This window comes from Allobosea sp. 01N443, assembly GCF_056399325.1.
This window is the reverse complement of sequence record NZ_JBFTRC010000005.1, coordinates 1-25,869: the sequence shown is the minus strand read 5'-3', so window position 1 is coordinate 25,869 and position 25,869 is coordinate 1. Positions and strand designations below refer to the sequence as shown.

The following is a 25,869-nucleotide window of genomic DNA, read 5'->3' as shown; positions in this document are numbered from 1 at the left end:
CGGGCCATGGTGCTGGCGGCAGGCATTGGCCAGCGCATGCGCCCAATCACCGACAGCCTGCCGAAGCCCTTGGTCCGGATCGGCGGCAAGGCGATGCTCGATCACGCGCTCGACCGGCTCGCCGAAGCCGGCGCCACCGAGGCGATCGTCAATGTCCACCATCTCGCCGAGCAGATCGAGGCTCACCTCGCCGGGCGCACACATCCCCGGATCGTCATCTCGGACGAGCGCGACGCGCTGCTCGAAACCGGCGGCGGCGTGAAGAAGGCCCTCCCGCTGCTCGGCGGCGAACCCTTCTTCCACGTCAACTCCGACTCGCTCTGGAGCGAGACCGGCATCTCCAACATTGCGGCCATGGCCGAGGCCTGGACGCCGGCGGAGATGGACATGCTGATGCTGCTGGCCCGGCGCGAGGACAGTGTCGGCTTCGACGGCGCCGGCGACTTCTTCCAGGATGCGGACGGCCGGCTGACACGGCGCGGACAGGCGCCAACGGCCCCCGTCGTCTATGCCGGGGTGATCATCATGAAACCCGAGATCTTTGCCGACACCCCCGAGGGCTCGTTCTCGCTCAACCTGCTCTTCGACCGGCTCATCGCGCGAAAGCGCCTGTTCGGACATGTTCTGCAGGGCCAGTGGCTGCATGTCGGCACGCCGGAAGCGATCGCGCCGGCAGAAGCCGCGTTCGCGGCCGCCCAGAGCTTCCATGGCTGAGCTCAACCTGTTCACCATCCCCGCCGGCACAGCGTTTCTCGACGTGCTGGCGCAGGCGGTGCTGGATGGACGATTCGGTCAGGTCTACGCGCCGGATGATCCGGCAGCGATGGCTCGTGCGACGCTCTATCTCCCGACGCGCCGTGCAGCGCGGGCCCTGGTCGCCGGCCTGTCTGCGAGGCTTGGCGGCAAGCCGCTGCTGCTGCCGCGCATCGTGCCGCTCGGCGATGTCGACGAGGCCGAGACAGCGTTGATCGGCGCGGGCGGCTGGGATGGCGCGCGCGTCGGGCCGATCGACCCACTGGCGCGGCGGATGCTGCTGGCGCGGCTGGTCGATAGCTGGGGACGCACGGCGAACCGCAGCCACCTGAAGCTCGACCCGTCAGAGCCCTCGCTCGTGCCTTCGACGCTGGCCGAGGCCTGGGGGCTGGCTGGCGACCTCGCCGCCCTGCTCGACCAGATGCAGACCGAAGGCGTGCCGGTCGAGCGGCTGGCGACCCTTGACGCCGCTCGTTTCGACAAGGTCTGGCAGCTCAATGCGAGCTTCCTGGCCATCCTGGGCGAGGCCTGGCCGAAGATCCTCGAAAGCCGCGATGCCTGCGATCCTGCCGATTTTCGCAACCGCATGCTCGAAGCCGAACGCCAACGCCTGCTTTCCGGCAGCGTGACCGGGCCTATCATTGCTGCGGGCTCCACGGGCACGATCCCGGCCACCGCCCGGCTTCTCGCAGCGATCGCACGGATGCCCAATGGCGCGGTCGTACTGCCCGATCTCGACCTCGACCTGGCTCAGCTTGCCTGGGAGGCGATCGAGAAGGAGCCTGCACCGTCCCACCCGCAGGCGGCATTGTATCGGCTGCTCCAGACATTGAAGGCCGGCCGTGACGACGCCCAGCCGCTGGCGAGGCCGGAACCGGGCCTCGCGGCCCGGGCGGCGTTGCTGCGCGAGGCGATGCTTCCGGCATCGGTCACGGAATTCTGGGCCGATCTCGCGACCCGCGTTTCCCCGGGCGAGGCTGAAGCAGCCTTCGATGGGATCAGCATCGTGGAGACCGCCGACGAGCGCGAGGAGGCGCTGGCAGTCGCCATCGCGCTCCGTGAAACACTGGAGCAGGACGGCAAGCACGCCGCACTGATCACTCCCGATCGCGGCCTCGCCGAACGAGTCGTCGTGGAACTCCGGCGCTGGGGCATCGAAGCCGATGATTCCGCTGGCCTGCCGCTCGCGCGCTGGCCGGCCGGCGCCCTGCTGCGCCTCCTCCTGGAGGCTGCGCGAGCCCAGATGATGCCGGCGAGCCTCGTTCCCTTGCTTGCCCACCCGCTTTGCCGGCTCGGACTGTCGCGACAGACCGTGGCGCAGGGCGCGGCGGCGCTCGAGATCGGCGCCTGGCGGGGCGAGGCTGTCACAAAGGGATTTGCGGGCCTGCGCGACAGTTTTGCGGCGGTTCCGGGACTGATGCAGGACCGGCATGCGCCTGCGCCGCGCAGGCGCCTGAACAGCGCGGATCTCGCCGCCGCGGGCCTGGTTCTCGACGCGATCGAGGCCGCCATGGCGCCGCTGCTCGCAGCACTGGCCGCCCCGCTGCCTTCCTTCGCTACTGTGGTGACGGCAAGTCGCGATGCCCTGGTCGCACTCAGTCGGGCGGAGAGTGGCGCCACGCTCGCCTTCGTCGGGCCGGACGGCRAGGCCCTTGCAGGGCTGTTCGACCAGATCGACGGCGCCCTCCCAGATGCACCCGAGGCCGGCCATCCCCGCGATGTCATTGCGATCCTCGACAGCCTGCTGGCCGAGACATCGGTCCGACGCAGCGGGACGGGCCATCCTCGCGTCAAGATCTGGGGCTTGCTGGAAGCGCGCCTGCTGGAAGCCGACCATGTCGTGCTGGGCGGCCTCGTCGAGTCCGTCTGGCCTCCGGAGGCCAAGACCGATTCCTTCCTGAACCGGCCGATGCGGGCCGAACTGGGCTTGAGCGCTCCCGAGCGGCGCATCGGCCAGACCGCGCATGATTTCATCCAGGGCGCGATGGCGCAGCGGGTGACCCTGACCCGCGCGCGCAAGGCCGGCGAGGCCGAGACCATCGCCTCGCGCTTCTGGCAAAGGCTCAAGGCCGTGACCCCGCAGGATGTCTGGAACGGGGCCGCAGCCAGGGGAGCCCGCCTGACCGGGCTTGCTTCACTCCTGAGCAAACCCGCCGACGCCAAACCAATCGGCCGCCCTGCTCCGCGGCCCGCGCGCCAGCTCCAGCCCGTCGCGCTCAGCGTCACCGAGGTCGAGACGCTCTACCGCGACCCCTACCAGATCTTTGCCCGCAAGATCCTGAAGCTCGACGCCCTTCCCGAGCTCGTTGGCGACCCCGGCGCCAGCGATCGCGGCAACCTGCTGCATGATATTGTCGGGACTTTCGCGGAGACCTATCCGGAGCAATTGCCGGCCGACTCGCTCAATCACCTGATCGCGATCGGCAAGCGCCTGTTCCAGGCGTTTGACGATACACCCGAGGTCCGCGCCTTCTGGTGGCCGCGCTTCCTCCTGACCGCCAGTCATTTCATCGGCTGGGAGGAGCGCCGGCGCGGCGAGCTGGCACGGGTTGCAGTCGAACGCGGTACCGCGGCGACGTTCAAGCTGCCGGACGGCGCGGAATTCCGACTGAGCGGGCGGGCCGACCGAATCGAGATCACGCGCCAGACCTCGCTGCGCATCATCGACTTCAAGACCGGAGCTCCGCCAAGCAAGGCGCAGGTCGAGAAGGGTTTTGCGCCGCAATTGACACTGGAAGCCGAGCTCGCGGCGCGATCCGGATTTCGCGAGGATATCGCTCCTGCACCGGTCGACGCGCTGCTCTATCTCAAGCTCCATCACGATCCGAAGGGCTGGGCCAAGGACAAGCCGCTCGAGTTCGATGGCGAGCCTCTGGCCGATGTCGCCGCGCGCCATCTCGAACGGCTGATCGAGCATCTCCATGCGCTTCGAAGCGGGCGCGAAGCCTATGTCTCGCGGCGCGCGCCCGACTACATCAAATATACCAGCCCCTACGACCAGCTCGCGCGGGTCAAGGAGTGGTCCGCGGCACCGGGTGGCGACGAGCCCGGAGGCGAAACATGAAGCCCGGCTGGATCGTTCCCCCGCAGACCAACCAACGCCAGGCGCTTGCCGCCCGGCCCGATCTCAGCGCCTGGGTTTCGGCCAATGCCGGTTCAGGCAAGACGCATGTGCTGGTCAACCGCGTGCTGCGACTGCTGCTCGATGGCGTCGCGCCGGCCCGGATGCTCTGCATCACCTACACCAAGGCGGCGGCCGCCAATATGGCGAACCGCGTGTTCAAGGCGCTCGGCGCCTGGGCGACCATGCCGGATGAGGCCCTTTCCGCGGCGCTCCAAGGCCTGACCGGCGAGCGCGCGACGGCGCGGCAGCAGGCAAGCGCTCGCCGGCTGTTCGCGGAGGCGCTGGAGACGCCGGGTGGGCTCAGAATCGAGACCATCCACGCCTTCTGCACGCGCGTTCTGCAATCTGCGCCCTTCGAGGCGAACGTACCGCCGCGCTTCGAGGTTGCCGATGATCTCGCGCAGGCTGAGCTGCTGCACGACGCAAGGCGCGAATTGCTCGCGGCCATTGCCGCCGATCCTGCCGGCGCGGAGGCGCAGGCGCTCGACCTGCTGGCCAGGCAGGCGGCGCAGGACACCTTTGACGCGATGATGCAGGAGGCCTTGCGCCAGCGCACCCTGTTCAGCGACGCAGACGGCCGCGCGCGCTCGGCGCAGGAGATGCGCGCGGGCATTTCGGGTTTCCTGGGAATTGCACCGGACCTGACGAATGACGAGGTGCTGGCCGATTTCCGGCGCGATCTTGCCTCCGTTCCAGGACTTGCCGCTCTCGTCTCGGCGCTGGATGCCGGTAGCGCGACCCGGCAGAAATTTGCGGCTGCGCTGCGGAGCCTGACGGCGCAGCAGTTCGAGGGCGACCCGATCGCAACCTGCCGCTCCGGCTTCATCACGGCCGAAGGCACGGTCAACGCGCATATCAGGGGCAAGGGCAAATCCGAACTCGAGTCGGCGCTGATGGCCGTGCTCGACACTCTTGCCGATCTCCTGCTCGGCGCAGTCGACCAGCTCAACGCCATTGCCATCCGCGACCGCAGCCACGCGCTCGCGCTGCTGGTGACACGGATGCTCGCCTCTTATCAGCGGTTGAAGAGCGAGCGCTCGCTGCTGGACTATGACGACCTGATCGCCAAGACGCGCTCCCTCCTCTCGCGGGTCGAGGCCGCCTGGGTGCTCTACAAGCTCGATGCCGGCATCGATCACATCCTGCTCGACGAGGCGCAGGACACCAGCGAGGCGCAATGGGCGATCCTGGGCGCGCTCGCCGACGAGTTCACGGGCGGACGGGACACGCGCGCAGAGAGCCCAAAGCCCCGGACGATCTTCGTCGTCGGCGATGAGAAGCAGTCGATCTACGGCTTCCAGGGTGCCGCGCCGAGCGCCTTCGGCGAGCAGCGGACCCGGCTCGGGCTGAATATCCGGCAGGCGCAGCTCGCATTCGAGGCGGTGAGCCTCAACACCTCCTTCYGCTCGGCGCCCGACATCATGCGGGCGGTGGACATCGTCTTCGCGGTGGCGGAGCACGCCCGCGGGCTGGTCTTCGACGGCAGCGCCCGGCCGGAGGTGCATGACACGGTGCGCCAGGGCGACCCCGGCGCAGTCGATCTCTGGCCGCTATCGGCCGACGACCAGAGCGAGCCGCCGGATGCCTGGACGACTCCGGTCGACGCGCCCGAGCAGCGTAGCGGGACCGTGAAGCTCGCAACGCGCATCGCCGGCGTGCTGGCACGCTGGACGCGCAGCGGGCAGGATGATCTCGGACACGGCTTCAAGCCCGGCGACGTCATGATCCTGCTGCGCCAGCGCGGGCCGCTGTTCGAGGCGATCGTCAAAGCCCTGAAGGATGCGGGCGTGCCGGTGACCGGTCGCGATCGCTTGAGCCTCGCGACACATCCCGCTGTCGAAGACCTCGTGGCACTCGGCCGGGCGCTGCTCCTGCCCGATGACGACCTGTCGCTGGCCATCGCGCTGAAGACGCCGCTGCTTGGCCTCGACGACGACGATCTGATGCGCTTCGCGCCGGAGCGAAAGGGCTCGCTGCGCGTCGCCCTGCACGGCATCGGCGAAAGCGAGCCGCGCTTTGCCGCCACCGAAGCACGCCTCTCCCAACTCGGTGACGACGCACGGCGCATCGGGCCATTTCGCTTCTTTGCGCAGCTGCTCGGGCCGGAAGGCGGGCGCAATCTCGCTCTGGCTCGGCTTGGGGCCGAGGCCGGCGACGCGCTCGACGCCTTTCTCAACGCGGCGCTGGACTATGAGCGACGGCACGGCCCATCGCTTGCCGGCTTCCTGCACCACATCACCCAGGCCGGAACCGAGGTTAAGCGCGACCTCTCCAGCAGCGCAGGCGAAGTGCGCGTCATGACGGTGCACGGCTCGAAGGGATTGGAGGCGAAGATCGTGATCCTCGCCGATCTCGCCCCCGAGCCGGGCGCCAAGCGCTTGCCGAAGATTCTCGCGGTGGAACCTCCCAGGGGCAAACTCGTGCCGATCTGGCCCCCGGCCAGGGCAGACGATGCGGAGGCGACCCGCAGGGCGAAGGCGCAGGTCGTCGACCAGCTTGCCGAGGAGCATCATCGCCTCCTCTATGTCGCGATGACCCGGGCCGAGGACCGGCTGATCGTCTGCGGAGCGCAAGCCAAAGGCGAGGCGCCGCCCGGAAGCTGGTATGCGATGATCGAAAGCGGACTTTCGCTCGCGACATCGGGCCTGCAGGAGGTCGCCGCACCGGACGGTGTCGGCACGATCCGGCGCTTCATGGTCTCGGCACCAAAGCCCACCGGTCCTGTGGAGGAGGCGCAGTCCAAGCCGGTGCTCGCCGAACCCGGCTGGCTCCGCGCCTCCGCGCCCGCCGAACAGGAACCGTTGCCACCGCTCAAGCCGTCGAATGCGATCAGCGCCGCCGATGCGGCCGAGCGGCCGGGCGACGGCCCATTCCTTGCCGAGGCAGCGCAAGCCGGCCGGCTGGCGCATCTGCTCCTGCAGATCCTGCCGGATGTCGACGCGCCGGCCCGCAACGCGACGGCACAGGCACTCGCCGCCCTGCGCGGAGCCGGTTTGCCTGGCGCACGACGCCAGGAGGTCATCGGCCAGACCCTGGCTTTGCTTCGCGCCCCTGCGCTTTCCGCCCTGTTTTCATCCGGATCTCTGGCTGAGGTTCCGATTGCCGGCGAGATCACGCTTGCGAATGGTGCAGTGCGCGCCGTCTCGGGCCAGATCGACCGGCTCGCCGTCACGGAGAACGAGGTACTGATCGCCGACTTCAAGACGGCGTCGCGCCCGCCGGCCGATGAATCGGCGATCCCGCCCGCGACGCAAGCCCAGCTCGCCGTCTATCGCGCCCTGATCGGGCAAATCTATCCGGGGCGGCAGGTGCGGACCCTGGTGATCTACACTGCGACGCTCGCGACACTGGAGCCACAAGCCGCTGCGCTCGATGCCGTTCTGGCGAATTTGGCAGGGTAGCCCTGCTTCAATGCAAGGCCGACGAAACTTGACCCGGGCTGCCGGCGTTCATAGCTTCGGTGTCGAATGCAGCAGTGCTGCGAACTGCTTTTGAAAGGCGAAGAAGCCATGGCGACGAACAAGGTAACCGATGCGAGCTTCGAGGCGGATGTCCTCAAGTCGAGCGAGCCGGTCGTGGTCGATTTCTGGGCCGAGTGGTGCGGCCCCTGCCGGATGATCGGCCCAGCGCTCGAGGAGATCGCCGGTGAGATGGCCGGCAAGGTCAAGATCGTGAAAATGAATGTCGATGAGAACCAGGCCATTCCCGCCCAGTTCGGCATTCGCTCGATCCCGACCCTGATGCTGTTCAAGGACGGCAAGCTGGCCTCGCAGAAGGTCGGCGCGGCCCCTAAGAGCGACCTTTCGCGCTGGATTTCGGCCTCGGTCTGAGTTCTGCCGGCCTGTCGGGCCAAAAAAATCAGCCCGCCTTCCCTGGGGGAGGCGGGCTTTTCTTTGGGCGAATGGCGCCGTTCCGTCGAAGAATCAGCGCTTCGAGCGGGAATCGACGCTCCAGGCGCCAGCACCGGCGAAGACCAGGTAAAGGAAGATGAAGCAGTAGAGGATCGCCGCATCGCCGCCATTAAGCAGCGGGTAGATGCTGCGCGGTGCGTGGAACATCCAGTAAGCATAGGCCATTTCGCCAGCCAGCACGAAGGCGACAGGACGGGTCCACAGGCCGATCAGGATCAGGAAACCGCCAACAGCCTCCAGAATGGCGCCGAACCAGAACAGAGAGAAGGCGGCCGGCAGGCCGCTGGCTGGCGCGGCCGGGAAACCAAAGAGCTTCTGAGTGCCATGGATGATGAAGATCAGCGCGGTCACGATGCGCAAAACGGCGAGAGCCTGCGGGGCAAAGCGGCTCAGGGGGTTGGAGGCTTGCATTCGGACATAACCTTCTAGGTCGCGGAGGCTCGAGTACGTCGGAACAGGCTGGATTCGTGCCGAATTGCGGCATTGCATCTGGACTGCGCGGCGAAGTTGTCGGGTTTCACGCGATTTTCAATTCACAAGAACGTTTGCACTGCAACATTCCCCGGCGAAGTGCCATGGCTGGCGCATTTGCCACAAATCCGAGTGATCGCTGCTCCGGGCCCGTGCTGGAATCTGGTTTCCCTTAACCGGCCCTTAAAAGCGCCATGTTTGACTCCTGTGTGAAGCTCGCGCGTTTTCGGTGCAAAGGGCGCGGTTTCACGGGGCTGAACGGGGCAGAATGAACGATCGGGCGAGACGAGGCGGCGAGCGGCGCGAGCCGTCCTTCGAGGGTGGGCGGAGCGAGAGTTCCGACGCCTTCGACATGCGCCTCTCCGCCGATGATCGCTCGAGCCGCAGCCATCGCGGCGCCGCACGTCAGGAGCCGAGAGAAGAGATGCCGAAGATCCGCAAGGGTGGGGGCGGAAATGGCGGGGGCCGGCGGCGTGGACGCAAGCGCCGCTCCTTCCTCGGCCGGATGATGTACTGGACGCTGGTCCTCGGACTCTGGTGCGTCATCGGTGTCGGCGGGCTGGTGGCCTATCACGCGGCGCAATTGCCGCCGATCAATCAGCTCACCGTGCCAAAGCGTCCGCCGAACGTCGCGATCCTCGCCGCCGACGGCTCGCTGCTCGCCAATCGCGGCGAGACCGGCGGGCGTACCGTGACGCTTGGCGAGATTCCGCCCTATCTGCCCAAGGCCTTCGTCGCGATCGAGGATCGACGCTTCTACGAGCATTTCGGCATCGACCCGATCGGCATCGCCCGCGCCATGGTGCGCAACGTCACCAACCGGGGTGGCGGCGTCCAGGGCGGCTCCACCCTGACGCAGCAGCTTGCCAAGAACCTGTTCCTGACCCAGGACCGCACCGCCGCGCGCAAGATCCAGGAAGCGATCCTGGCGCTGTGGCTGGAGCAGACCTACAGCAAGGACCAGATCCTCGAGCTCTATCTCAACCGCGTCTATTTCGGCTCCGGCGCCTATGGCGTCGAGGCGGCCGCGCAGCGCTATTTCAACAAGTCCGCCCGCTCGGTCACCGTCCCCGAAGCCGCCATGCTGGCGGGCCTGGTACAGGCACCGTCGCGGCTGGCGCCCAACCGCAATCCGGATGCGGCCGAGAAACGGGCGCAGCTCGTGATCGCCGCGATGGCCGAGCAGGGCTTTGTCTCGCCGGCCGCAGCGAAATCAGCACTGGTCGCCCCGGCAGAAGCGGCCGAACGTGTCGGCGCCGGCTCGGTGAACTATGCGGCCGACTACGTCATGGACGTGCTCGACGACTTCATCGGTGCGGTCGAGGGCGACGTCACGGTGCTGACGACAATCGATCCAAAGCTGCAGGCCGCGGCCGAAACGACCCTTGTCGAGTCTCTGGCCGCCCAGGGCGGGAAGCTGAATGCCAGCCAGGGCTCCGTCGTTTCCATGGCGCCGGACGGGGCTCTGCGCGCGCTGATCGGCGGACGCGACTACACCAAGAGCCAATTCAACCGCGCGACCGCCGCCAAGCGCCAGCCAGGCTCATCCTTCAAGCCCTTCGTCTATCTGACTGCGATCGAGCATGGCCTGACGCCGGACACGATCCGCGACGACTCCCCGGTCTCGATCAAGGGCTGGCAGCCGGAGAACAACAGCCGCACCTATCGCGGCCCGGTGACCCTGCAGACCGCCTTCGCCCATTCGATCAACACCGTCGCGGTGAAGCTGAACCAGGAGGTGACGCCGAAGGAAGTCGTGCGCACCGCGCAGCGGCTCGGCATTTCCTCGGGCCTCCAGGCCAATGGCTCGCTGGCACTCGGTACCTCGGAAGTGACGCCGATCGAGCTCACCACGGCCTATGCCAGCTTCGCGAATGGCGGGCAGTCCGTGCTGCCCTATGTCATCCGCGAGGTAAAGTCGGTCTCGGGCAAGGTGATCTATGCCCGCAAGGCGACGAGTTTCGGGACGGTGGTGCAGCCGCAGGTGCTGCCGATGATCAACGCCATGTTCCACGAAACCATGGCCAGCGGCTCGGGCAGCAAGGGCAATCTCGCCGGTTGGGAAGTCGGCGGCAAGTCGGGAACCACGCAGGATTTCCGCGATGCCTGGTTCGTCGGTTTCACCTCCAAGCTGGTGACCGCCGTCTGGATCGGCAATGACGACAACAGCGCCATGAAGCGGGTCTATGGCAGCGGATTGCCACTCGAAGTCTGGGGCAGGTACATGAAGGCCGCCCATGTCGGCCTGCAGCCATCGCCGCTGCCGGGTGGGTTGTGGCGCGCGGGGCCGAAATCGATCTTCGATGGCGGCGCGCCAGTGGCCGGCATGCAGCCGCCAGCACAGACCCAGACAGCGGGCGCAGGTTCGGACCGCGCCTGGGTGCCGCCTGCGCCGCAGGAGAAGAACTTCCTCGAGCGGCTGTTCGGCGGCTGAGCCTTTTCAGGCCTTGGCCGCTCGCAGCTTGCGCGAGGCGTGAAACAGGACCAGTGCCGACACGCCGAGCAGCGACATCATCGCCGGCAGCGGCAGCGCGGAGTCGGTCAGCAGCTTGCCGACCACAAGACCGACACAGGCCGAGAACAGCATCTGGCAGAGCCCGACGAAGGATGATGCAGCACCAGCGCGATCCGGAAACGGCATGAGCGCCGAGGCCTGCGCCTGGGGCATGCTGAGCCCGATCCCGATCGAATAGATCGCCCAGGGTATCGTGACGCCGAGGGGGCCGCCAAAGCCGGCGGTGAGGCATAGCAGCATGCTCAGCCCGCCCGCAGCCAGGAAGGCCACGCCGATCGCAATGACGCCGTCGAGCCCACGCCGGCCGACGAGACGCTGGGCGATGATGGTGCCCAGGATGAAGCCAAGCACCCCGAACCCGAAGGACAGGCCGTAATCGCGCGGCGACAGGCCATAGATGCTGATCAGCACGAAGGACGAGCCGGAGATGAAGGCGAAGAGTCCGCCATAGGCCAAGGCCGTGATCGCGACATAGACACGATAGGGACGGTTCCTGAGCAAGACGCCGAAGCTGCGGAAAATCGCCAGCAGCGACAGCCGCTCCGATGAACGCACGCGGATGGTTTCCGGCAGGAACAGGATGATCACGACCGCCAGCAGCAGCGCGAGAGCCAGCGTCGCAACAAAGGTCGAGCGCCAGCCAAAGGCCGCCTGCAGGATGCCGCCGACCGCCGGCGCAATGGCCGGGACCAACCCCATGATCATGCCCATGCGGGCGAATTCCCGGCCGGCGCGGGGCCCCTCATAGAGATCCCTGACCATGGCCCGGCCGAGCACGATCGGCCCGGACGCGCCCAATGCCTGCAAGACCCGGCCCGCCACCAGCCACTCGATCGAAGGCGCAAGTGCGCAGAGCAGGGTCGCGACGAGGAAAAGCGCCAGCCCGGTGAGAAGCACGGGTTTGCGCCCCAACCGATCCGAGAGCGGCCCCCAGACGATCTGGCCTCCGGCGAAACCGAACAGAAAGGCGGAGAGCGTCGCCTGCGCCCCTGCAACGTCGGTGCCCATGACACGAACGATCTCGGGCAGGGACGGCAAATAGAAATCGGTCGAGAGCGGCCCGAGGGCCGTCAGCATGGCAAGGACCGCGGTCATTGCGAGCGTGTCGGGGCGCAGCTTCACGAGACCATCCCTGTTTCGGCTGATGCCGGGTTAGGGGAGGTTGCGCCTCAAGTCGAGCCGGACGCCTGCGGCCAGGACTGCCTCAGCCGTAGCCGTGCAGCCCTGCGCCATGGCGCTTCAGCCAGGCTTCCGCTTCTTCCGTCCGTGGGCAGAGCTTGTGGGTCAGCGCCCAGAAGCGATGGGAATGGTTCATCTCCTTGAGATGCGCGACTTCATGGGCCGCGAGATAGTCCAGCACCAGTGGCGGGGCGAGGATCAGGCGCCAGGAGAAATTCAGGTGCCCCCTCGACGAACAGGAGCCCCACCGGCTCGTGGTGTCGCGGATGGTGATCTTGCGGGCGGGGATGCCGAGCGTTGCCGTGTGGTGCCTGACCGCACGCTCCAGATCCTCGAGTGCGGCGCGGCGCAGGAAATCCTTGACCCGACGCGCGACATGGGCGGCTTCGCCGGCGACCGCGATGATGGCGGTGCCATCCTTGTCGATTGTAGCGTGGGTGATGCCGCGCACCTTCGACCAATGCACGATCCGGTGGGGTGCGCCGCGAAAGGGCACGACCTGTCCCGGCTCAAAGGGCACCGAAAGCGGACGTTTGGCGAGCTTTGCCGCGATCCAGCCACCATGATTCTCGGCGAAGATCTTGCCGGTGAGGAAGTCTGCGCGTTCCGGCAGCGTCAGCGTGATCTCGCCGGTCGCCTGCGAGACACGCAGCGTCATCCGCCGAGCGGCAGCGCGCCGCTTCACCGCAACGGAGAACAGCGTGCCGCCGTGAGCGACCTCGATCCGATCCGGATCAGGCTGGCGCTTGAACAGGGAGAGCCGCATCGCCCGCAATTGTGCTGGATTCGCGGGCGATGCGGAAGGGCTTCAGTTCGCGATCTTCAAGGCCTTGCGCGCGACGGCCGCGCTGTCGTCCCGGCGCACCTTGGCTGCCTCCATGTCGAGGCTGACCATGAAGTCGGAAATGCGGGGCGCGATTTCGGCGCGGAAGCGCGAACCGTTGAAGACGCCGTAATGGCCGACGCCCTTCTGAAGGTAATGCACGCGCTTGTCGGCCGGGATATTGGCGCAGAGATCATGGGCGGCCTGGGTCTGGCCGACGCCCGAGATATCGTCGTTCTCGCCCTCGACCGTCATCAGCGCAACACGACGAATGGCCTTCAGATCAACCAGCTTGTCGCGATGCATCATCGTGCCCTTGGGCAGGGCATGCTGAACGAATACGGTATCGACCGTCTGGAGATAGAACTCCGCCGTCAGGTCCATGACCGCGAGATACTCGTCATAGAAATCGCGGTGCTTCTCGGCCGAATCGCCATCCCCGGCGATGAGGTGCTTGTACATCTCGTAGTGAGCCGAGACATGCCGGTCGATATTCATGGCCATGAAGCCCGATAGCTGCATGAAGCCGGGATAAACCTCCCGGAAAGCGCCCATATGCGGGAACGGCACCATGGTGATGCAATTGCGGCGGAACCATTCGGTACCGCGCTCCATGGCTAGCTGGTTGACCGCGGTCGGCGAGCGGCGGGTATCGATCGGACCACCCATCAGGGTCATCGACCGCGGCGCATTGGGATCATTCTCCGCTTCCATCCGCGCGATCGCGGCAATCACCGGAACCGCAGGCTGGCAGACGGCCATGACATGGGTGCCGGGGCCGAGCGTCTGGAGCATGCCGACGACGTAGTCGATATAATCGTCGAGATCGAAGCGACCGGCGGCGAGCGGCACCAGGCGGGCATCCGTCCAGTCGGTGATGTAGACCTCATGGCCAGGCAGGAAGGCCTCGACCGTGCCTCTTAGCAGAGTGGCGTAATGGCCCGACATCGGCGCAACCAGCAGCACCTTCGGCTGCGGCTTGCGACGCCCGGCGATTTTGCGGTCGAAATAGACCAGCTTGCAGAAGGGCCGCTCCCAGACGACGCGTTCCTCGACGGCGACCTTGACGCCGCCAATCGTGGTCTCGTTCAGGTCGAAGGCGGGCTTGCCATAGCGGCGCGTCATCCGTTCGAACAGTTCACAGGACGCAGCGACCGTGCGGCCGAGCGGCGTGTAGGTCAGCGGATTGGCTGGGTTCTTGAACGCCAGCTGCAGCGCATCCGACATGCCACGAACGGGCGCGACCATCGTATGAACCGCTTCGTAGGCGTGATAAGCGAACGACATGGCAGCTCCATACATGCAGCGACGTCTCCCGGGTGCCGGATGCACCTGATGATGCGCCGCAACAAACAGCGCAGCCTAGATTGTTTCTGCTCTCATTCAATCCGGCAAAAGGCTAAGATTTTCCTTCAATGCCAAAATGCCACAGTTTTGCACTGCAAAACCCCGGTCCGTCATCGGATGCATGGGCGTCATGACGGTCCCTGATGCGGATCTCCCGCCGCTGGCACGATCCAGCCGTCATTTGCGCCTCGACACCCTCGTGCGGTTGCGCTGGCTTGCTATCGCCGGCCAGAGCCTCGCAGTCGCTGGCGTGCATTTTGGCCTCGGCTTCACCCTGCCCTTCGGCTGGTGTTTCCTCGCCATCGCAATCTCCGCCTGGCTGAACATTGCGCTGCGCATTCGCTTTCCGCTCAGCCACAGGCTGCGCGAGGATGCGGCGACCGCGCTGTTGGCCTTCGACATCATCCAGCTCGCAGCCCTGCTCTACCTGACCGGCGGCCTGCAAAATCCCTTCGCAATTCTGTTCCTCGCGCCGGTGATGATTTCGGCGACAGCCTTGCCGCCGCAGCGCACCATGCTGCTCGGGCTACTGGCCGTCGTGCTGGCGAGCGTGCTGAACTTCGCGCATCTGCCCCTGCCCTGGGCCGGGCCCAACCGGCCGGTCCTGCCGCCATTCTACCAGGCCGGGAACTGGATCGCGCTCGTGCTCGGGCTCGGCTTCACCGGCATTTATGCCTGGCGCGTCGCCAAGGAAGCGCGCGACCTCTCGGAGGCTCTCGCTGCGACGGAGTTGGTCCTGGCACGCGAACAGCACCTTTCGCAGCTCGACGGCCTCGCCGCAGCAGCAGCCCATGAACTCGGCACGCCGCTCGCCACGATCGCCCTGGTGGCACGTGAATTGTCGCGGCTGGCCCCTCCGGAAGGCGAGATGGCGGAGGATATCACGCTGCTGCGCGAGCAGGTCGAGCGCTGCCGCGGCATCCTCGGCAAGCTCACCTCGCTTCAGGACGACGATGCCGGCCCGCTCGACCAACTCTCGCTGCGCCTGCTGATCGAAGAGACGGCCGGCCCGCAGCGGCCATTCGGCGTGCCGTTCCGCATCGATATGATCGGAGACAAGCCGGAACCCGTCTGCCGACGCAACCCGGGCATGATCTACGGCCTCGGCAATATCGTCGACAATGCCGTCGACTTCGCCCGGTCCGAAGTGGCGATCATCGCACAATGGACCGATATACATGTCATGCTGACCATCGCCGATGATGGCCCCGGGTTTCCTCCCGACGTCCTGATGCGCGCCGGCGAGCCCTATCTCTCGCGCGCAGCGGCAGAAAGTCGCGCCGGCGGCGGTTTGGGCCTGGGACTTTTCATTGCAAAAACGCTGCTGGAACGCGGCGGTGCAGCGCTCGAATTTTCGAATCTGCCATCCCCGGCGAGCGGCGCGTCCGTCCGCATGGTCTGGCCGAGGGCGGTGTTCGAGGCCGACGCAAAACCTTCCGGGTCTTCAAAACGGGGGGAAATGCCACTACCTGAGGGTGACGGCCCCTTCTCGCCGTCCTGATGCGCGAAACCCATGATCGCGTTACAATTTCGCCGGCCCGAACCGGTGGCAGGAGAGTTGAGATGCAACAGGCGCTGAACGACGCCGCCCAATCGGACATGACCCTGCTGCTCGTCGACGACGACAAGCCGTTCCTGACCCGACTCGCGCGGGCCATGGAAGGGCGGGGTTACTCCGTACGCATCGCCGAAAGTGTCTCGGCTGGTCTTGCTGCTGTCGAAGAAGAGGCCCCGGCCTTTGCTGTCATCGATCTGCGCCTTGCTGATGGCAACGGGCTCGATGTCATCGCCCGCCTGAAGGAGCGCCGCCCCGACGCGCGCGGCATCGTGCTGACCGGCTACGGCAACATCGCGACCGCCGTCAGTGCCGTGAAGCTCGGTGCCTTCGATTTCCTGGCAAAACCCGCTGACGCCGACGAAATCCATTCGGCCCTGGCAGCCGCGCGCGATTCGCGGCCGATGCCGCCGGAAAACCCGATGTCGGCCGATAGGGTCCGCTGGGAACATATCCAACGTGTCTACGAGCTGTGCAGCCGCAATGTCTCTGAGACGGCGCGGCGGCTCGGCATGCACCGGCGCACCCTGCAGCGCATCCTGGCAAAGCGCGCCCCGCGCTGAAGCATCGGCCCGAAAAGTGGATTGCGGTTTTCGGGAAAGCCTATGCAAGCGCTGAAGGTCAGATTATCGGGCCGGATATCCGGCCCACTGATCTAGAGCGGCGGGTCCTCGATCAAGGCAAGGCGCTGGGCAGACAGCCTGGCGAAGGCGATCGTGAGCGCCTTGCGTCGTGCAGCCACGAGCGGATGGCGCGGCGCATCGCGCAGGAGTTCGCCGCCATAGCTATCGGCGATGATCAGCCCGACATCGTCGGGCAGGATTTCGCGCGGGAATTCCGGCGCGACCGCGAAGAGAAAACCATCGCAATAGTCGCGATAATCCGGCCATTTGCCATCGACGCGATAGTCCTCGATGCCCGACTTGACCTCGATGACCAGGAGTTCGCCGGTCGGAGACAAGGCGACGATATCGCCCCGACGGCCATTGGCGAAGGTCATTTCCTTGACGATGGCATAGCCGCGCTCACGCAGATGCCTGGCCGCGCCGCGGCAGACGGCACGGGTGATGTCTGGGCGGGCAGGCGGCGGGTTGAGCACGGAATCGGGAAGCAACATACCCACATGTTCACTCTTTGTGCGCCTCAACGCAAGCTGAAGACGCTTGCAGGCCCGCGCCGTCCGGCTATGGTCCCGGCGCTTTGAACTCCCATCTTGCTCTCCTGCTGATCATCATTCCGGCTGCCGCGGCATCGGCGGCGCTCTGCGTGCTGTTGCGGCCCCTGCTGGTCCGCTATGCGTTGGCGCGGCCGAATGCCCGCTCCAGCCATACGCAGCCGACGCCACAGGGCGGCGGCATCGCAGTTCTTGCCGGGGCCTTTCTCGCGCTGATCCTGGCTCTGCTGCTCCTTCCCCTTCCAACGGCGGCGCGCGCTGATCTGGTCTGGGTCATGGCGGCGGCAACGGCACTGGCGGTCGTCGGAGCCTGGGATGACATCCGCCCGCTTCCGGCCGCGACACGGCTCGTCCTGCAGGCGCTTTGCGTCGGGATCGTGCTGTTCTGCGCCGCTCCCGAACTCAGACTGTTCCCGGACCTCATGCCGCTCGGGCTCGAGCGCGGTCTCGCGCTCATCGCCGGGCTCTGGTTCGTCAATCTCGCCAATTTCATGGACGGCATCGACTGGATCACCGTGGCCGGCATCGCACCGCTCGCCGGTGCGCTTGCCCTGGCGGGCGCCAGCGGGGTGCTCGATCCCGCCAGTGGCCTGCTCGCCGCCGCCTTGTTCGGCGGGATCATCGGCTTCGCGCCGTTCAACAAGCCCGTGGCGCGGCTCTTTCTCGGCGATGTCGGCTCGCTGCCGCTCGGTCTGCTCAGCGCCTATCTGCTTTACCGCCTRGCGGGAACCGGCGCACTGACCGCCGCGCTGATCCTGCCGCTCTACCATGTCGCGGATTCGACGATCACTTTGTTCAGGCRGCTGGCGCGCGGCGAGAAAGTCTGGGAGGCGCATCGCAGCCATTTCTACCAGCAGGCCACCGTCAACGGCTTCAGCGTTCGAGAGGTCGTGATGCAGGTCGCGCTGCTCAACCTTGCCCTGATCGCGCTTGCCGGACTCAGCGTCGCCGTTCCCGCGCTTTGGCAACAGCTCATCTGTCTTGCCCTTGCAGCGATGCTGACCGGGCTGCTGCTGCGGCGCTTCGCCAGCAAGCGGATCCGGCCGTGAGCGAACGTGTTCTCGTTACAGGAGCGAGCGGCTTCATCGGCCCGCATGTCGTCGCCGGCCTTCGTGCGAGGGGATATGGCGTCCGGGTAGCCCAGCGGCGCGAGAGCCCCGCGGATGAGGGCATCGAGCGCGTGGTGATCGGCGATCTCTCCGAGCCGGTGGATTGGCGCCCGGCTGTCGCTGGCATCCGCCATGTCGTTCATCTCGCCGGCCTCGCCCATGCCGGGCCTGGTCTCGATGAATCGCTCTACCGGCGCATCAACACCGAGGCGACGCTCGCGCTGGCGGAAGCTGCTCTGCAAGCAGGCGCTGCGCGATTTGTCTATGTCTCCTCAATCAAGGCTCTCACGGGAGCCTTTGACGGCCATTTTCGCGAGAGCGACGCGCCAGCACCGGACGATGCCTATGGCCGCTCCAAGCTTGCAGCGGAGCAGGGACTCGCCGCGCTCGGTCTCGACTGGATCTCGCTAAGGCCGGTTTTGGTCTATGGGCCCGGCGTCAAAGCGAATATGGCGTCGCTCCTGAAGCTGGCGCGTTTGCCGATACCCTTGCCCCTCGGCGGTCTCGATGCCCCGCGCTCGCTGCTCGCCATCGAGAATCTCGTCGACGCGATCCTCTTCGCGCTGACATCCGCCTGTCCGGCACGGCGTAGCTATACGGTTGCCGACCCCGAGCCCGTCAGCGTGGCCGAGATGATCGCGGCGATGCGCTCCGGCCTCGGGCGCAAGCCCGGCCTCCTGGCCATTCCAGCGGCCCTCCTGAGGCAGGCGGCGCGGCTGTCCGGGAAGAAACAGGCCTTCGCCAAGCTCAGTGGCGGGCTCGTCGCGCGCCCCGAGGGGCTGATCAGGGCCGGTTGGCGGCCACCGGCAGCGACGCTTCCGRCACTGGCGCAGCTGGCCGCGGCTGCTGACGCAGCTTGAAATCCGGAATCGCCTCCTCCAGCACCGCTTCAGCCGCAAGGCGATCCTCAGCCTTGATGGCGGCTTCCAGGCGCGAGAACCAGCCCTGCATGCGGGCGCGCGCCGCGAAGCTCGGCTTCGCGGCCATGACGCCGTCGAGCCCGGTCTCGGCCATCGGCTCATCGTGCGCGAAGAGAATCTCGTTCAGACGCTCGCCAGGGCGGACGCCGGTGATCGCGATTTCGATATCGACGCCCGGCTCGTAGCCAGCGAGCCGAATCATGCGCTCGGCCAGATCCATGATCCTGACCGGCTGGCCCATCTTGAGCACATAGACGGCCGCGCGCTCAGTCTCTGGCCCTGCGGCGYGGGCATGCGACGCGGCGGTCAGGACGAGATCGCAGGCTTCGCGGATCGTCATGAAGTAGCGGATCATCTCCGGGCTGGTCACGGTCAGCGGGCCGCCGCGCTTGATCTGCGCCTTGAACTTAGGAACCACCGAGCCGACCGAGCCCAGCACGTTGCCGAAGCGCACGGCAACGAGGCGCATGCCGGAGGCTGCTGCGACAAACTCGGCATCGCGCGACTGGGCATACATCTCGGCGAAACGCTTGGTCGCTCCCAGCATCGAGACGGGCTCGATCGCCTTGTCGGTCGAGATCATCACGAAGATCTTGGCATCAGCAGCGATCGCGGCATCGATGACATGCATCGAGCCGAAGACATTGGTCTTGATGCCCTCTGCCCAGTCGGCCTCGAGATAAGGCACATGTTTCAGCGCTGCGGCGTGGATCACGATGTCGGGGGCAAACGCCGTGAAGAGCGGCGTGATCCGGGCGCGGTCGCGCACATCGGCAAGCGCTCCCGAGATCCTTGTCTCCAGCCGATGAGCCGCGAGTTCCTCGGTGATCTGGAACAGCGCCGGCTCCGAGCTCTCGACCACCAGGAGCTCCGAAGCACCGAAGGCCGCGCAGCGCAGGCAGATCTCCGAGCCGATCGAGCCACCTCCGCCGGTGACGATGACGCGCTTGCCTTTCAGGAAGGACCCCAACCGATCGCGATCGATCTTGACCGAAGGGCGGACGAGCAGGTCCTCGATCTCCAGCGGTGCCAGCTCAGTCTCGGTCCCGCCTTCGCCGAAGGAATCGAGCCGCGAGATCGGCAAGGCGAGCCTGCGCGTCCGGGCGAGCCATTTGTCCGGCTCGGCTTCCGGTGCCAAGGCGCTCGAAGTGGCGACGATACGGCGGAACGGCTCACCGCGTTCGGCCGCGTCGCCAGCGACCGTCTCGATCTGAGACAGCAGACCAAGCACGGGAACGCCGCGGATCGACTGGCCGAGATCATCGGCGCGCGGTGACAGAATGCCAGCAGGCTTCAATTTGCGCATGGTCCCGGCTTCCATGGCGCGAATGACCATCTCGACCTCGACGCCGCGGCCGAGCAGCAGCGCGGGGAGCGCCGCGTCGCGCTCGGCATGCTGTTTGGAACGGGAATATTTGAGGTAGCGATAGGCGAGGCGCGGGCCGCCGAGCAGCGCGTTCTGCACAAGCCAATAGAGTGCGATGGTGATCTTGCCGAAATAGAAGGCGCCGTAGAGGCTCGGTGACAACAGGAGATAGTCAATCACCAGCAGCGACAGCGACAGGACGGTGACCGCCTTGACGATGTTCGACAGGTCCGGAAGCGAGGCGAAGCGCCATTTCGAGCGATAAAGCGAGAAAAACCAGTAGACCGCGCCAGCATAGGCGACGAAAAACGGCAGGAAGCTCGGCAGATAGCGCAGATGCTCATCGAGCTGCCCGCCCTCGAACCGCACCACGAAAACGGAAACGATTGCCAGCGCCGTGACCACGAGATCATGGACGATGACGGCGAGCTTCTTGGTATTCTGCTTGGTGAATAGGGCCATGGCCGGCGGGGTATCCCGCTCCCGTGCCGCCTTGTCAACGCGAAGCGGCAGGCAAAGAGCGCGCTGCGCGCGAAATCAAGCCTCCGCGTGCGAGACCTTGGCGCGCGAATAGCCGAGACCGGCGAGAATGAAATCGACCATCTCCTCGATGCTCGGCCCCGGCAGGCTCAGGCATTGCGAGATCAGCATCGGATGGCAGAAGGGCGTCATTGCAAAGCGCACGCAGGCGGTGGCGACTTGCGGGTCCATCGGTCGGAATTCGCCCGAAGCGATGCCTTCCGCCACGACACCGCGCAGGATGCCGTCATAGCGCCCGATATGAGCCTGGACGACCTCCCAGCTCTCCTCCATCGCAGCGGCGACCATCTCGTGCACCTTGTGGTGGTCGAGATAACGCAGCGAGTTGATGCGGTTGTTGGTGATCAGGATATCCCGAAGCCGCTCGGCAGCGGAACGCTTTTCCCGCGCAATCGCCGTAACGGCCGCCTCCATCTCGCCCATGTAGCGCTCGGCGACGGCCTCATTGATGGATTTCTTGGAGTCGAAGAACCGATAGACATTGGCGGGACTCATCCGCAGTGCCTTGGCGATGTCCGCCACCGTGGTCTTCTGGTAGCCGATGTCACGAAAGAAGCGCTCCGCCGTATCGACGATGCACTGCCTCGTATCCCGCTCAAGATGACTCAACTCGGTTTCTCGTTCAGTTGCTCAGCGATTTCGGGTGGGAATTGTTCATTATGATGAATTTCGTCATTCGTCAACTCCATGACGAATAAAGACTTTAGCCAAATCTTCCTGGCCTCTCTGACCGGTAGACGGCAAAACTGACCAGTTTGTCAATCCGTCCCCGGGCGGGTAGACCGGGGTGCGGTGAAAGTGTCGCAGGCTAGGCCGCGCCGAGGCGGCGCAACTCGATCAGCCGGATTGCACCCGCTCCTGAGCGAGGGTCCAGATCGCATCGATGTCGAGATGCCGGGCCAGATGTCCGGCCAGACGGTCGAGCGCCAATTCGACCTCATCCTCGTAATTCAGCGTCGAAGACAGCGTTCGGCCCGCGATGCCCGCAAGAATGGCGGCACGGACGGCATCTGAGGCAAAGGCGCCATGCAGGTAGGTGCCGATCACGCGCCCATCGGTCGAGGCTGCTCCCTCCCGCCGCTCACCAACCCGGAAGGGCGCGCGTTGCGTGTCGGCCCCCTCGGTGCGGCCAAGATGAATCTCGTAGGCCCGACCTGACGATGCGCTGGGCGCATGGGTGAAATCGACCTCACGCACGGTCTTGCCAGGCTCCAGCACCGTCTCGACCTCGAGCATGCCGAGGCCTGGAGCCTCACCTGCCGGTCCCTCCAGACCATGAGTATCCTGCACGGTACGCCCGAGCATCTGGTAGCCACCGCAGAGGCCGATGACATGACCTCCGCGTCGGCGGTGGGCAGCGAGATCGATATCCCAGCCCTCGGCGCGCAAAGCCGCGAGATCGCGGAGCGTCGTCTTTGAGCCGGGCAGGATGACGAGATCGGCGTCGCCCRGCAGCGGCGCGCCACGGGTCACCATGACCAGTTCGACGGCGGCCTCCAGTTTCAGCGGGTCGAGATCGTCAAAATTGGCGATTCCCGGCAGTACGGGTACCGCGACCTTGAGCACGGCGCCGGCCGTGCGCACGCCGGAGGTCAGATCGAGCCCGTCCTCGGCCGGCAGGCGGGACGCTTCGGCGAACCAGGGCACAATACCGAGGCAAGGCCAGCCAGTCGCCTGCGAAATCGTGGAGATGCCGTCCTTGAAGAGTGCTGCGTCGCCACGAAAGCGGTTGATGGCAAAGGCCCTAATCATCTCGCGATCGGCGGCATCGAGCACGGCATGGGTGCCGACGAGACTGGCGATCACGCCGCCGCGATCAATGTCGCCGATCAGCAGCGCCGGAACGCCGGCCGCGCGGGCAAAGCCGAGATTGGCGATATCTCGCGCGCGCAGATTGGTCTCGGCCGGTGAACCGGCTCCCTCGACGAGAACGAGATCGGCCCCGGCGCTCAGCCGCTCAAAACTCTCCAGCACTTTCGGCAGGAAATCGCCGCGCCGCGCAAAATCGCCCGACGCGAGGTGGCCTGCGACGCGGCCCTGCAGCACGATCTGGCTGCCTGTGTCGCTCTCCGGCTTGAGCAGCACCGGGTTCATGTCGACATGCGGCGGCACGCGGGCAGCGCGGGCCTGAAGAGCCTGGGCGCGACCGATCTCGCCTGAAGCGGTCGCTGCGGCATTGTTCGACATGTTCTGTGGCTTGAACGGCCGCACCCTGAGGCCGCGATCGGCAAAGAGCCGACATAATCCAGCGACGAGCAGCGACTTTCCGACATTCGAGCCGGTGCCGAGAATCATCAGGGCGGGGGTGGGTTTGGGCGCGGCCATGGCGCTTGCTTAGGCGGCGCTCAGGGCGCGGGCAAGCAGGCGGCGATGGAGAGGGAGGGTCACCGGTTCACGCCAATATCCCGCAGCTCCAAAGGGGCGAAGAAACCGCGGGCGCCCGTCGTGAACCGGCGAAACGGAGATAAGCATTGACCGCTGATGAATGTCAACATTCATCATTCCATATTCTGTCAGGAGCATGAGGGCTTGCTTGAGCCGGTGCACAGGGCAGCGGGACATGGTAGAGGCCCAAGCTCTCTCGCACCCAAACTCGACAAGATTGCGATGAACCCGATCTTCTCCGCCCTTCAGACCAGCGTCTTCGAAGTGATGTCGCGGCTCGCGCGCGAGACCGGCGCCGTGAATCTCGGCCAGGGCTTTCCCGACGACCCGGGGCCCGAGGATGTGCGGCGAAAGGCCGCCGAGGCGGTGATGAACGGCTGGAACCAGTACCCGCCGATGATGGGCCTGCCGGAGCTGCGTCAGGCCTGCGCCACGCATTACAAGCACTGGCAGGGCCTTGATCTCGATCCGGACAGCGAGGTGATGATCACCTCGGGGGCAACCGAGGCGATCGCCGGCGCCCTGATGGCGTTGATCACGCCCGGTGACGAGGTCGTGCTGTTCGAGCCGATGTACGACGCCTATGTGCCGCTGGTGCGCCGGGCCGGCGGCATCCCGAAATTCGTGACCCTAACCCCGCCGGCTTTCGGCCTGAGCGAAGAGGCGCTGGCCAAGGCCTTTTCACCAAAGACCCGGGTCGTGCTGTTCAACAACCCGCTGAATCCGACCGCGACGATCTTCAGTGCTGCCGATCTCGATCTGCTCGCCGATTTCTGCATCCGGCATGACGCCGTCGCGATCTGCGACGAGGTCTGGGAGCATGTCGTCTTCGACGGCCGCAGGCATGTACCGCTGATGGCGCGGCCGGGCATGCGCGAGCGCACGGTGAAGATCTCGTCGGCTGGGAAGATCTTCTCGCTGACCGGGTGGAAGGTCGGGATGGTGATGGCGGCGCCCAATCTGATGCGCGTGCTCGCCAAGGCGCATCAATACATCACGTTTACCACCCCGCCGAACCTGCAGGTTGCAGTCGCCTATGGGCTCGGCAAGGATGATTCCTATTTCGACGGGATGCGCGCCGATTTCCAGCGCTCGCGTGATCGTTTCGCCAGCGGGTTGCAGGGTCTCGGTTTCAGCGTGCTGCCAAGCGTCGGCACCTACTTCCTCAATGTCGACATCGCGCCGCTCGGCGAGACCGACGACATCGCGTTCTGTCAGAGACTTGTCACGGAGAACGGTGTCGCCGCGATCCCGGTCAGCGCCTTCTATGCGGAGGGCGCCGTCAAGACGGTGGTGCGCTTCTGCTTTGCCAAGCATGACGCGACGCTCGATGCGGCACTTGAGCGGCTCGCGGACTGGAGGAAAGCGGCCTGAGCCGCGGAAGCCCCGCTCTCAGCTCTTGCGTAGTGTCTCGACCAGCCTGCCGGCCTTGATCAACGGCGCCTCGAGGCGCTTGGCATTCGCGGCGTGTCCACTGGCCCGCAAGGCTTCGATCGCGGACATGATCTGAGCGAGGGCCTGCTCGGCCAGGCCCCGATCACGGCGGCGTTCGGCGAGATGCAGGGAAGCCTGTCCGTGACTGGCCGTGGTTGCCGCCCAAAGGGAGGGTACGGTCTCGCGCCGGCGCTCCTCAAGCGCGGCAGAGAACAAGGCGAGGGCCTCTTCGAGCACGACGGGCTCGCTATAGCGCTCGCCCATGGCCGCTAGCACCCCACCCATCTGATGCTGCAACTCGGCCCAGCGCAGAGGCTCCCGCGCCCTGTCGACGGTCTTGGCAACCCTGTTGAAGCCGTTGAAAGCCCGCTCGAGCAGGGCGAGGTCCTTCCGGCGCGAACCGAGATCGGCGCGCGCGCGAGAAATCAAGTGCTCGGCCTCGAGCCAACGCGCCTCGTCACGACTTCGATCCCAGCGAGCAAGGACATCGGCGAACGCTGCAACCGCTTCCTCCAGCAGATCATCGTCCGCGCTGGCCTCACCCAGCATCGAGGCAAGTCGGCCAAAGCGGACCTTCAATCCATGCCAGAGGGCCGGCGCTTCATCCCGGCGGAGGTCTTCTAATGCCGCCCGGCAACGGCCGAGCGCCTCGACGCGTAGTTTGCCATCGCCGGACATCTCCGCAAGGCTCTCGAGCACGGCAGCGAAAGCGTCCTGGGCCCCGGCAAAGGCGACCGTATCCTCGAGGCTGTCGAAGCCCTCGAGCAAACGGCGCAGCAAGCCAATGGCCGCGTCATAGCCGTCTCGCCCACCGAAATCCTCGCTGATCCGCGCCAGCGCTTTCGCCTGGGCGAGAGCCAGGTCCCGACTGCGATCGAGATCGGCCAGACCGATGAGCGCAGACGCTTCGCCATAGCGGGCAGCGGCCTCGCGATAGGCCTCCGACGTCATGCGCAGAAAGCTGATCGCCGCCCGGTCGGTGCGGTTCCCGCCGGCCGTGAGCCGCTGGGCGACCGTCAGCGCCGAGAGATCGGTCGAGCCGCCGATCACTTGGAGCTCGGCCTGAGCCAGCGCCTTGTCCGCATCGGCGAAGCGGCCGGCGGCAAGCGCTGCCGCCGCCTCGCTTCGCAGATGCCGGGTGGCCTCGTCGCCAAGTGGATCGCCGAGTCGACCTGCTACTGCGAGGAAATCCTGCGCCTTGCGGTCAAGCAGCGCTTCCACGGGAAGCGCTGCGCCGGGTCGGCGCCTGCGCCGGGTCGGCGC

The 25,869-nt window shown here is 66.2% G+C and carries 19 protein-coding genes; 10 read left to right on the top strand and 9 right to left on the bottom strand.

Annotation, left to right across the window (positions count from 1 at the left end; genetic code table 11):
• Positions 1 to 6 precede the first annotated feature (6 nt).
• The 4 genes from AC1DRP_RS02860 (at position 7) to trxA (ending at position 7,707) form a co-directional block, all read left to right on the top strand.
• The gene (locus AC1DRP_RS02860) at positions 7 to 714 is read left to right on the top strand and encodes a nucleotidyltransferase family protein (protein ID WP_476767776.1); all 708 of its coding nucleotides are present in this window, start codon (positions 7 to 9) and stop codon (positions 712 to 714) included.
• Positions 707 to 3,817: a double-strand break repair protein AddB gene (gene addB / locus AC1DRP_RS02855; RefSeq protein WP_476767751.1), complete on the top strand. Its 3,111-nt coding sequence runs from the start codon at positions 707 to 709 to the stop codon at positions 3,815 to 3,817. Before AC1DRP_RS02860 ends, addB begins: the two co-directional genes overlap by 8 nt.
• Entirely contained in the window at positions 3,814 to 7,278 is a 3,465-nt protein-coding gene (gene addA / locus AC1DRP_RS02850) for a double-strand break repair helicase AddA (protein ID WP_476767750.1), read from the top strand. Before addB ends, addA begins: the two co-directional genes overlap by 4 nt.
• Positions 7,279 to 7,386: 108 nt before the next feature.
• Entirely contained in the window at positions 7,387 to 7,707 is a 321-nt protein-coding gene (gene trxA / locus AC1DRP_RS02845; RefSeq protein WP_043235061.1) for a thioredoxin, read from the top strand.
• A 93-nt stretch (positions 7,708 to 7,800) separates the two neighbouring features.
• Here trxA and AC1DRP_RS02840 read toward each other — a convergent pair whose 3' ends face one another.
• A complete protein-coding gene (locus tag AC1DRP_RS02840; protein ID WP_476767749.1) occupies positions 7,801 to 8,199 on the bottom strand; it encodes a DoxX family protein in 399 nt (132 codons plus the stop codon).
• A gap of 328 nt (positions 8,200 to 8,527) precedes the next feature.
• On the opposite strand from AC1DRP_RS02840, the gene AC1DRP_RS02835 reads away from it, so the two are divergent.
• Positions 8,528 to 10,693: a transglycosylase domain-containing protein gene (locus AC1DRP_RS02835; RefSeq protein WP_476767748.1), complete on the top strand. Its 2,166-nt coding sequence runs from the start codon at positions 8,528 to 8,530 to the stop codon at positions 10,691 to 10,693.
• A gap of 6 nt (positions 10,694 to 10,699) precedes the next feature.
• Here AC1DRP_RS02835 and AC1DRP_RS02830 read toward each other — a convergent pair whose 3' ends face one another.
• From AC1DRP_RS02830 to AC1DRP_RS02820, 3 genes are all read right to left on the bottom strand, one after another.
• Positions 10,700 to 11,896 carry a multidrug effflux MFS transporter gene (locus AC1DRP_RS02830; RefSeq protein WP_441505071.1) on the bottom strand — a complete coding sequence of 399 codons (1,197 nt, stop codon included), beginning with the start codon at positions 11,894 to 11,896 and terminating at the stop codon, positions 10,700 to 10,702.
• An 82-nt stretch (positions 11,897 to 11,978) separates the two neighbouring features.
• Entirely contained in the window at positions 11,979 to 12,719 is a 741-nt protein-coding gene (locus AC1DRP_RS02825; RefSeq protein WP_441505072.1) for a M48 family metallopeptidase, read from the bottom strand.
• A gap of 42 nt (positions 12,720 to 12,761) precedes the next feature.
• The gene (locus AC1DRP_RS02820; RefSeq protein ID WP_476767747.1) at positions 12,762 to 14,063 is read right to left on the bottom strand and encodes a polyhydroxyalkanoate depolymerase; all 1,302 of its coding nucleotides are present in this window, start codon (positions 14,061 to 14,063) and stop codon (positions 12,762 to 12,764) included.
• A 190-nt stretch (positions 14,064 to 14,253) separates the two neighbouring features.
• Here AC1DRP_RS02820 and AC1DRP_RS02815 point away from each other — a divergent pair, with 190 nt between their 5' ends.
• Together AC1DRP_RS02815 and AC1DRP_RS02810 are read left to right on the top strand one after the other, a co-directional pair.
• Positions 14,254 to 15,624, top strand: a complete 1,371-nt coding sequence (locus AC1DRP_RS02815; RefSeq protein WP_441505074.1) for an ActS/PrrB/RegB family redox-sensitive histidine kinase — start codon at positions 14,254 to 14,256, stop codon at positions 15,622 to 15,624.
• Positions 15,625 to 15,686: 62 nt separating this feature from the next.
• Positions 15,687 to 16,241, top strand: coding sequence for an ActR/PrrA/RegA family redox response regulator transcription factor (locus AC1DRP_RS02810; RefSeq protein ID WP_043234810.1), 555 nt, complete (start codon positions 15,687 to 15,689; stop codon positions 16,239 to 16,241).
• 92 nt (positions 16,242 to 16,333) lie between these two features.
• Here AC1DRP_RS02810 and AC1DRP_RS02805 read toward each other — a convergent pair whose 3' ends face one another.
• The gene (locus AC1DRP_RS02805; RefSeq protein ID WP_441492060.1) at positions 16,334 to 16,795 is read right to left on the bottom strand and encodes an MmcB family DNA repair protein; all 462 of its coding nucleotides are present in this window, start codon (positions 16,793 to 16,795) and stop codon (positions 16,334 to 16,336) included.
• An 83-nt stretch (positions 16,796 to 16,878) separates the two neighbouring features.
• Between AC1DRP_RS02805 and AC1DRP_RS02800 the strand changes: the two genes are divergently transcribed.
• Both AC1DRP_RS02800 and AC1DRP_RS02795 read left to right on the top strand, forming a co-directional pair.
• Positions 16,879 to 17,901 (top strand): MraY family glycosyltransferase, encoded by a 1,023-nt coding sequence (locus AC1DRP_RS02800; RefSeq protein WP_476767746.1) that lies wholly within the window; start codon positions 16,879 to 16,881, stop codon positions 17,899 to 17,901.
• Positions 17,898 to 18,821, top strand: coding sequence for an NAD-dependent epimerase/dehydratase family protein (locus AC1DRP_RS02795; protein WP_476767745.1), 924 nt, complete (start codon positions 17,898 to 17,900; stop codon positions 18,819 to 18,821). The genes AC1DRP_RS02800 and AC1DRP_RS02795 overlap by 4 nt, the downstream gene beginning before the upstream one ends.
• Here the strand turns inward: AC1DRP_RS02795 and AC1DRP_RS02790 are convergent.
• The 3 genes from AC1DRP_RS02790 to AC1DRP_RS02780 all read right to left on the bottom strand — a co-directional run bounded on the left by AC1DRP_RS02790 (position 18,745) and on the right by AC1DRP_RS02780 (position 23,112).
• On the bottom strand, positions 18,745 to 20,709 hold the full coding sequence (locus AC1DRP_RS02790) for an SDR family NAD(P)-dependent oxidoreductase (protein WP_476767744.1): 1,965 nt from the start codon (positions 20,707 to 20,709) through the stop codon (positions 18,745 to 18,747). The two genes, AC1DRP_RS02795 and AC1DRP_RS02790, sit on opposite strands and share 77 nt — an antisense overlap.
• Positions 20,710 to 20,784: 75 nt before the next feature.
• A complete protein-coding gene (locus AC1DRP_RS02785; protein WP_441505078.1) occupies positions 20,785 to 21,396 on the bottom strand; it encodes a TetR/AcrR family transcriptional regulator in 612 nt (203 codons plus the stop codon).
• Between the two features lie 228 nt (positions 21,397 to 21,624).
• A complete protein-coding gene (locus AC1DRP_RS02780; RefSeq protein WP_476767743.1) occupies positions 21,625 to 23,112 on the bottom strand; it encodes a cobyric acid synthase in 1,488 nt (495 codons plus the stop codon).
• A gap of 282 nt (positions 23,113 to 23,394) precedes the next feature.
• On the opposite strand from AC1DRP_RS02780, the gene AC1DRP_RS02775 reads away from it, so the two are divergent.
• A complete protein-coding gene (locus AC1DRP_RS02775; RefSeq protein ID WP_441492001.1) occupies positions 23,395 to 24,546 on the top strand; it encodes an aminotransferase in 1,152 nt (383 codons plus the stop codon).
• Between the two features lie 18 nt (positions 24,547 to 24,564).
• Here the strand turns inward: AC1DRP_RS02775 and AC1DRP_RS02770 are convergent.
• On the bottom strand, positions 24,565 to 25,869 hold a 1,305-nt coding region (locus AC1DRP_RS02770; RefSeq protein WP_476767742.1), incomplete at its 5' end, for a hypothetical protein.

What these genes read in the sequence shown, in the direction of transcription:
- AC1DRP_RS02835 (WP_476767748.1), top strand. Translation starts at nt 8,528, where the DNA reads ATGAACGATCGGGCGAGACGAGGCGGCGAGCGGCGCGAGCCGTCCTTC.
- AC1DRP_RS02810 (WP_043234810.1), top strand. Translation starts at nt 15,687, where the DNA reads ATGCAACAGGCGCTGAACGACGCCGCCCAATCGGACATGACCCTGCTG.
- AC1DRP_RS02775 (WP_441492001.1), top strand. Translation starts at nt 23,395, where the DNA reads ATGAACCCGATCTTCTCCGCCCTTCAGACCAGCGTCTTCGAAGTGATG.
- AC1DRP_RS02805 (WP_441492060.1), bottom strand. Translation starts at nt 16,795, where the DNA reads ATGTTGCTTCCCGATTCCGTGCTCAACCCGCCGCCTGCCCGCCCAGAC.
- AC1DRP_RS02825 (WP_441505072.1), bottom strand. Translation starts at nt 12,719, where the DNA reads ATGCGGCTCTCCCTGTTCAAGCGCCAGCCTGATCCGGATCGGATCGAG.
- AC1DRP_RS02840 (WP_476767749.1), bottom strand. Translation starts at nt 8,199, where the DNA reads ATGCAAGCCTCCAACCCCCTGAGCCGCTTTGCCCCGCAGGCTCTCGCC.
- AC1DRP_RS02815 (WP_441505074.1), top strand. Translation starts at nt 14,254, where the DNA reads ATGACGGTCCCTGATGCGGATCTCCCGCCGCTGGCACGATCCAGCCGT.
- AC1DRP_RS02860 (WP_476767776.1), top strand. Translation starts at nt 7, where the DNA reads ATGGTGCTGGCGGCAGGCATTGGCCAGCGCATGCGCCCAATCACCGAC.
- AC1DRP_RS02820 (WP_476767747.1), bottom strand. Translation starts at nt 14,063, where the DNA reads ATGTCGTTCGCTTATCACGCCTACGAAGCGGTTCATACGATGGTCGCG.
- trxA (WP_043235061.1), top strand. Translation starts at nt 7,387, where the DNA reads ATGGCGACGAACAAGGTAACCGATGCGAGCTTCGAGGCGGATGTCCTC.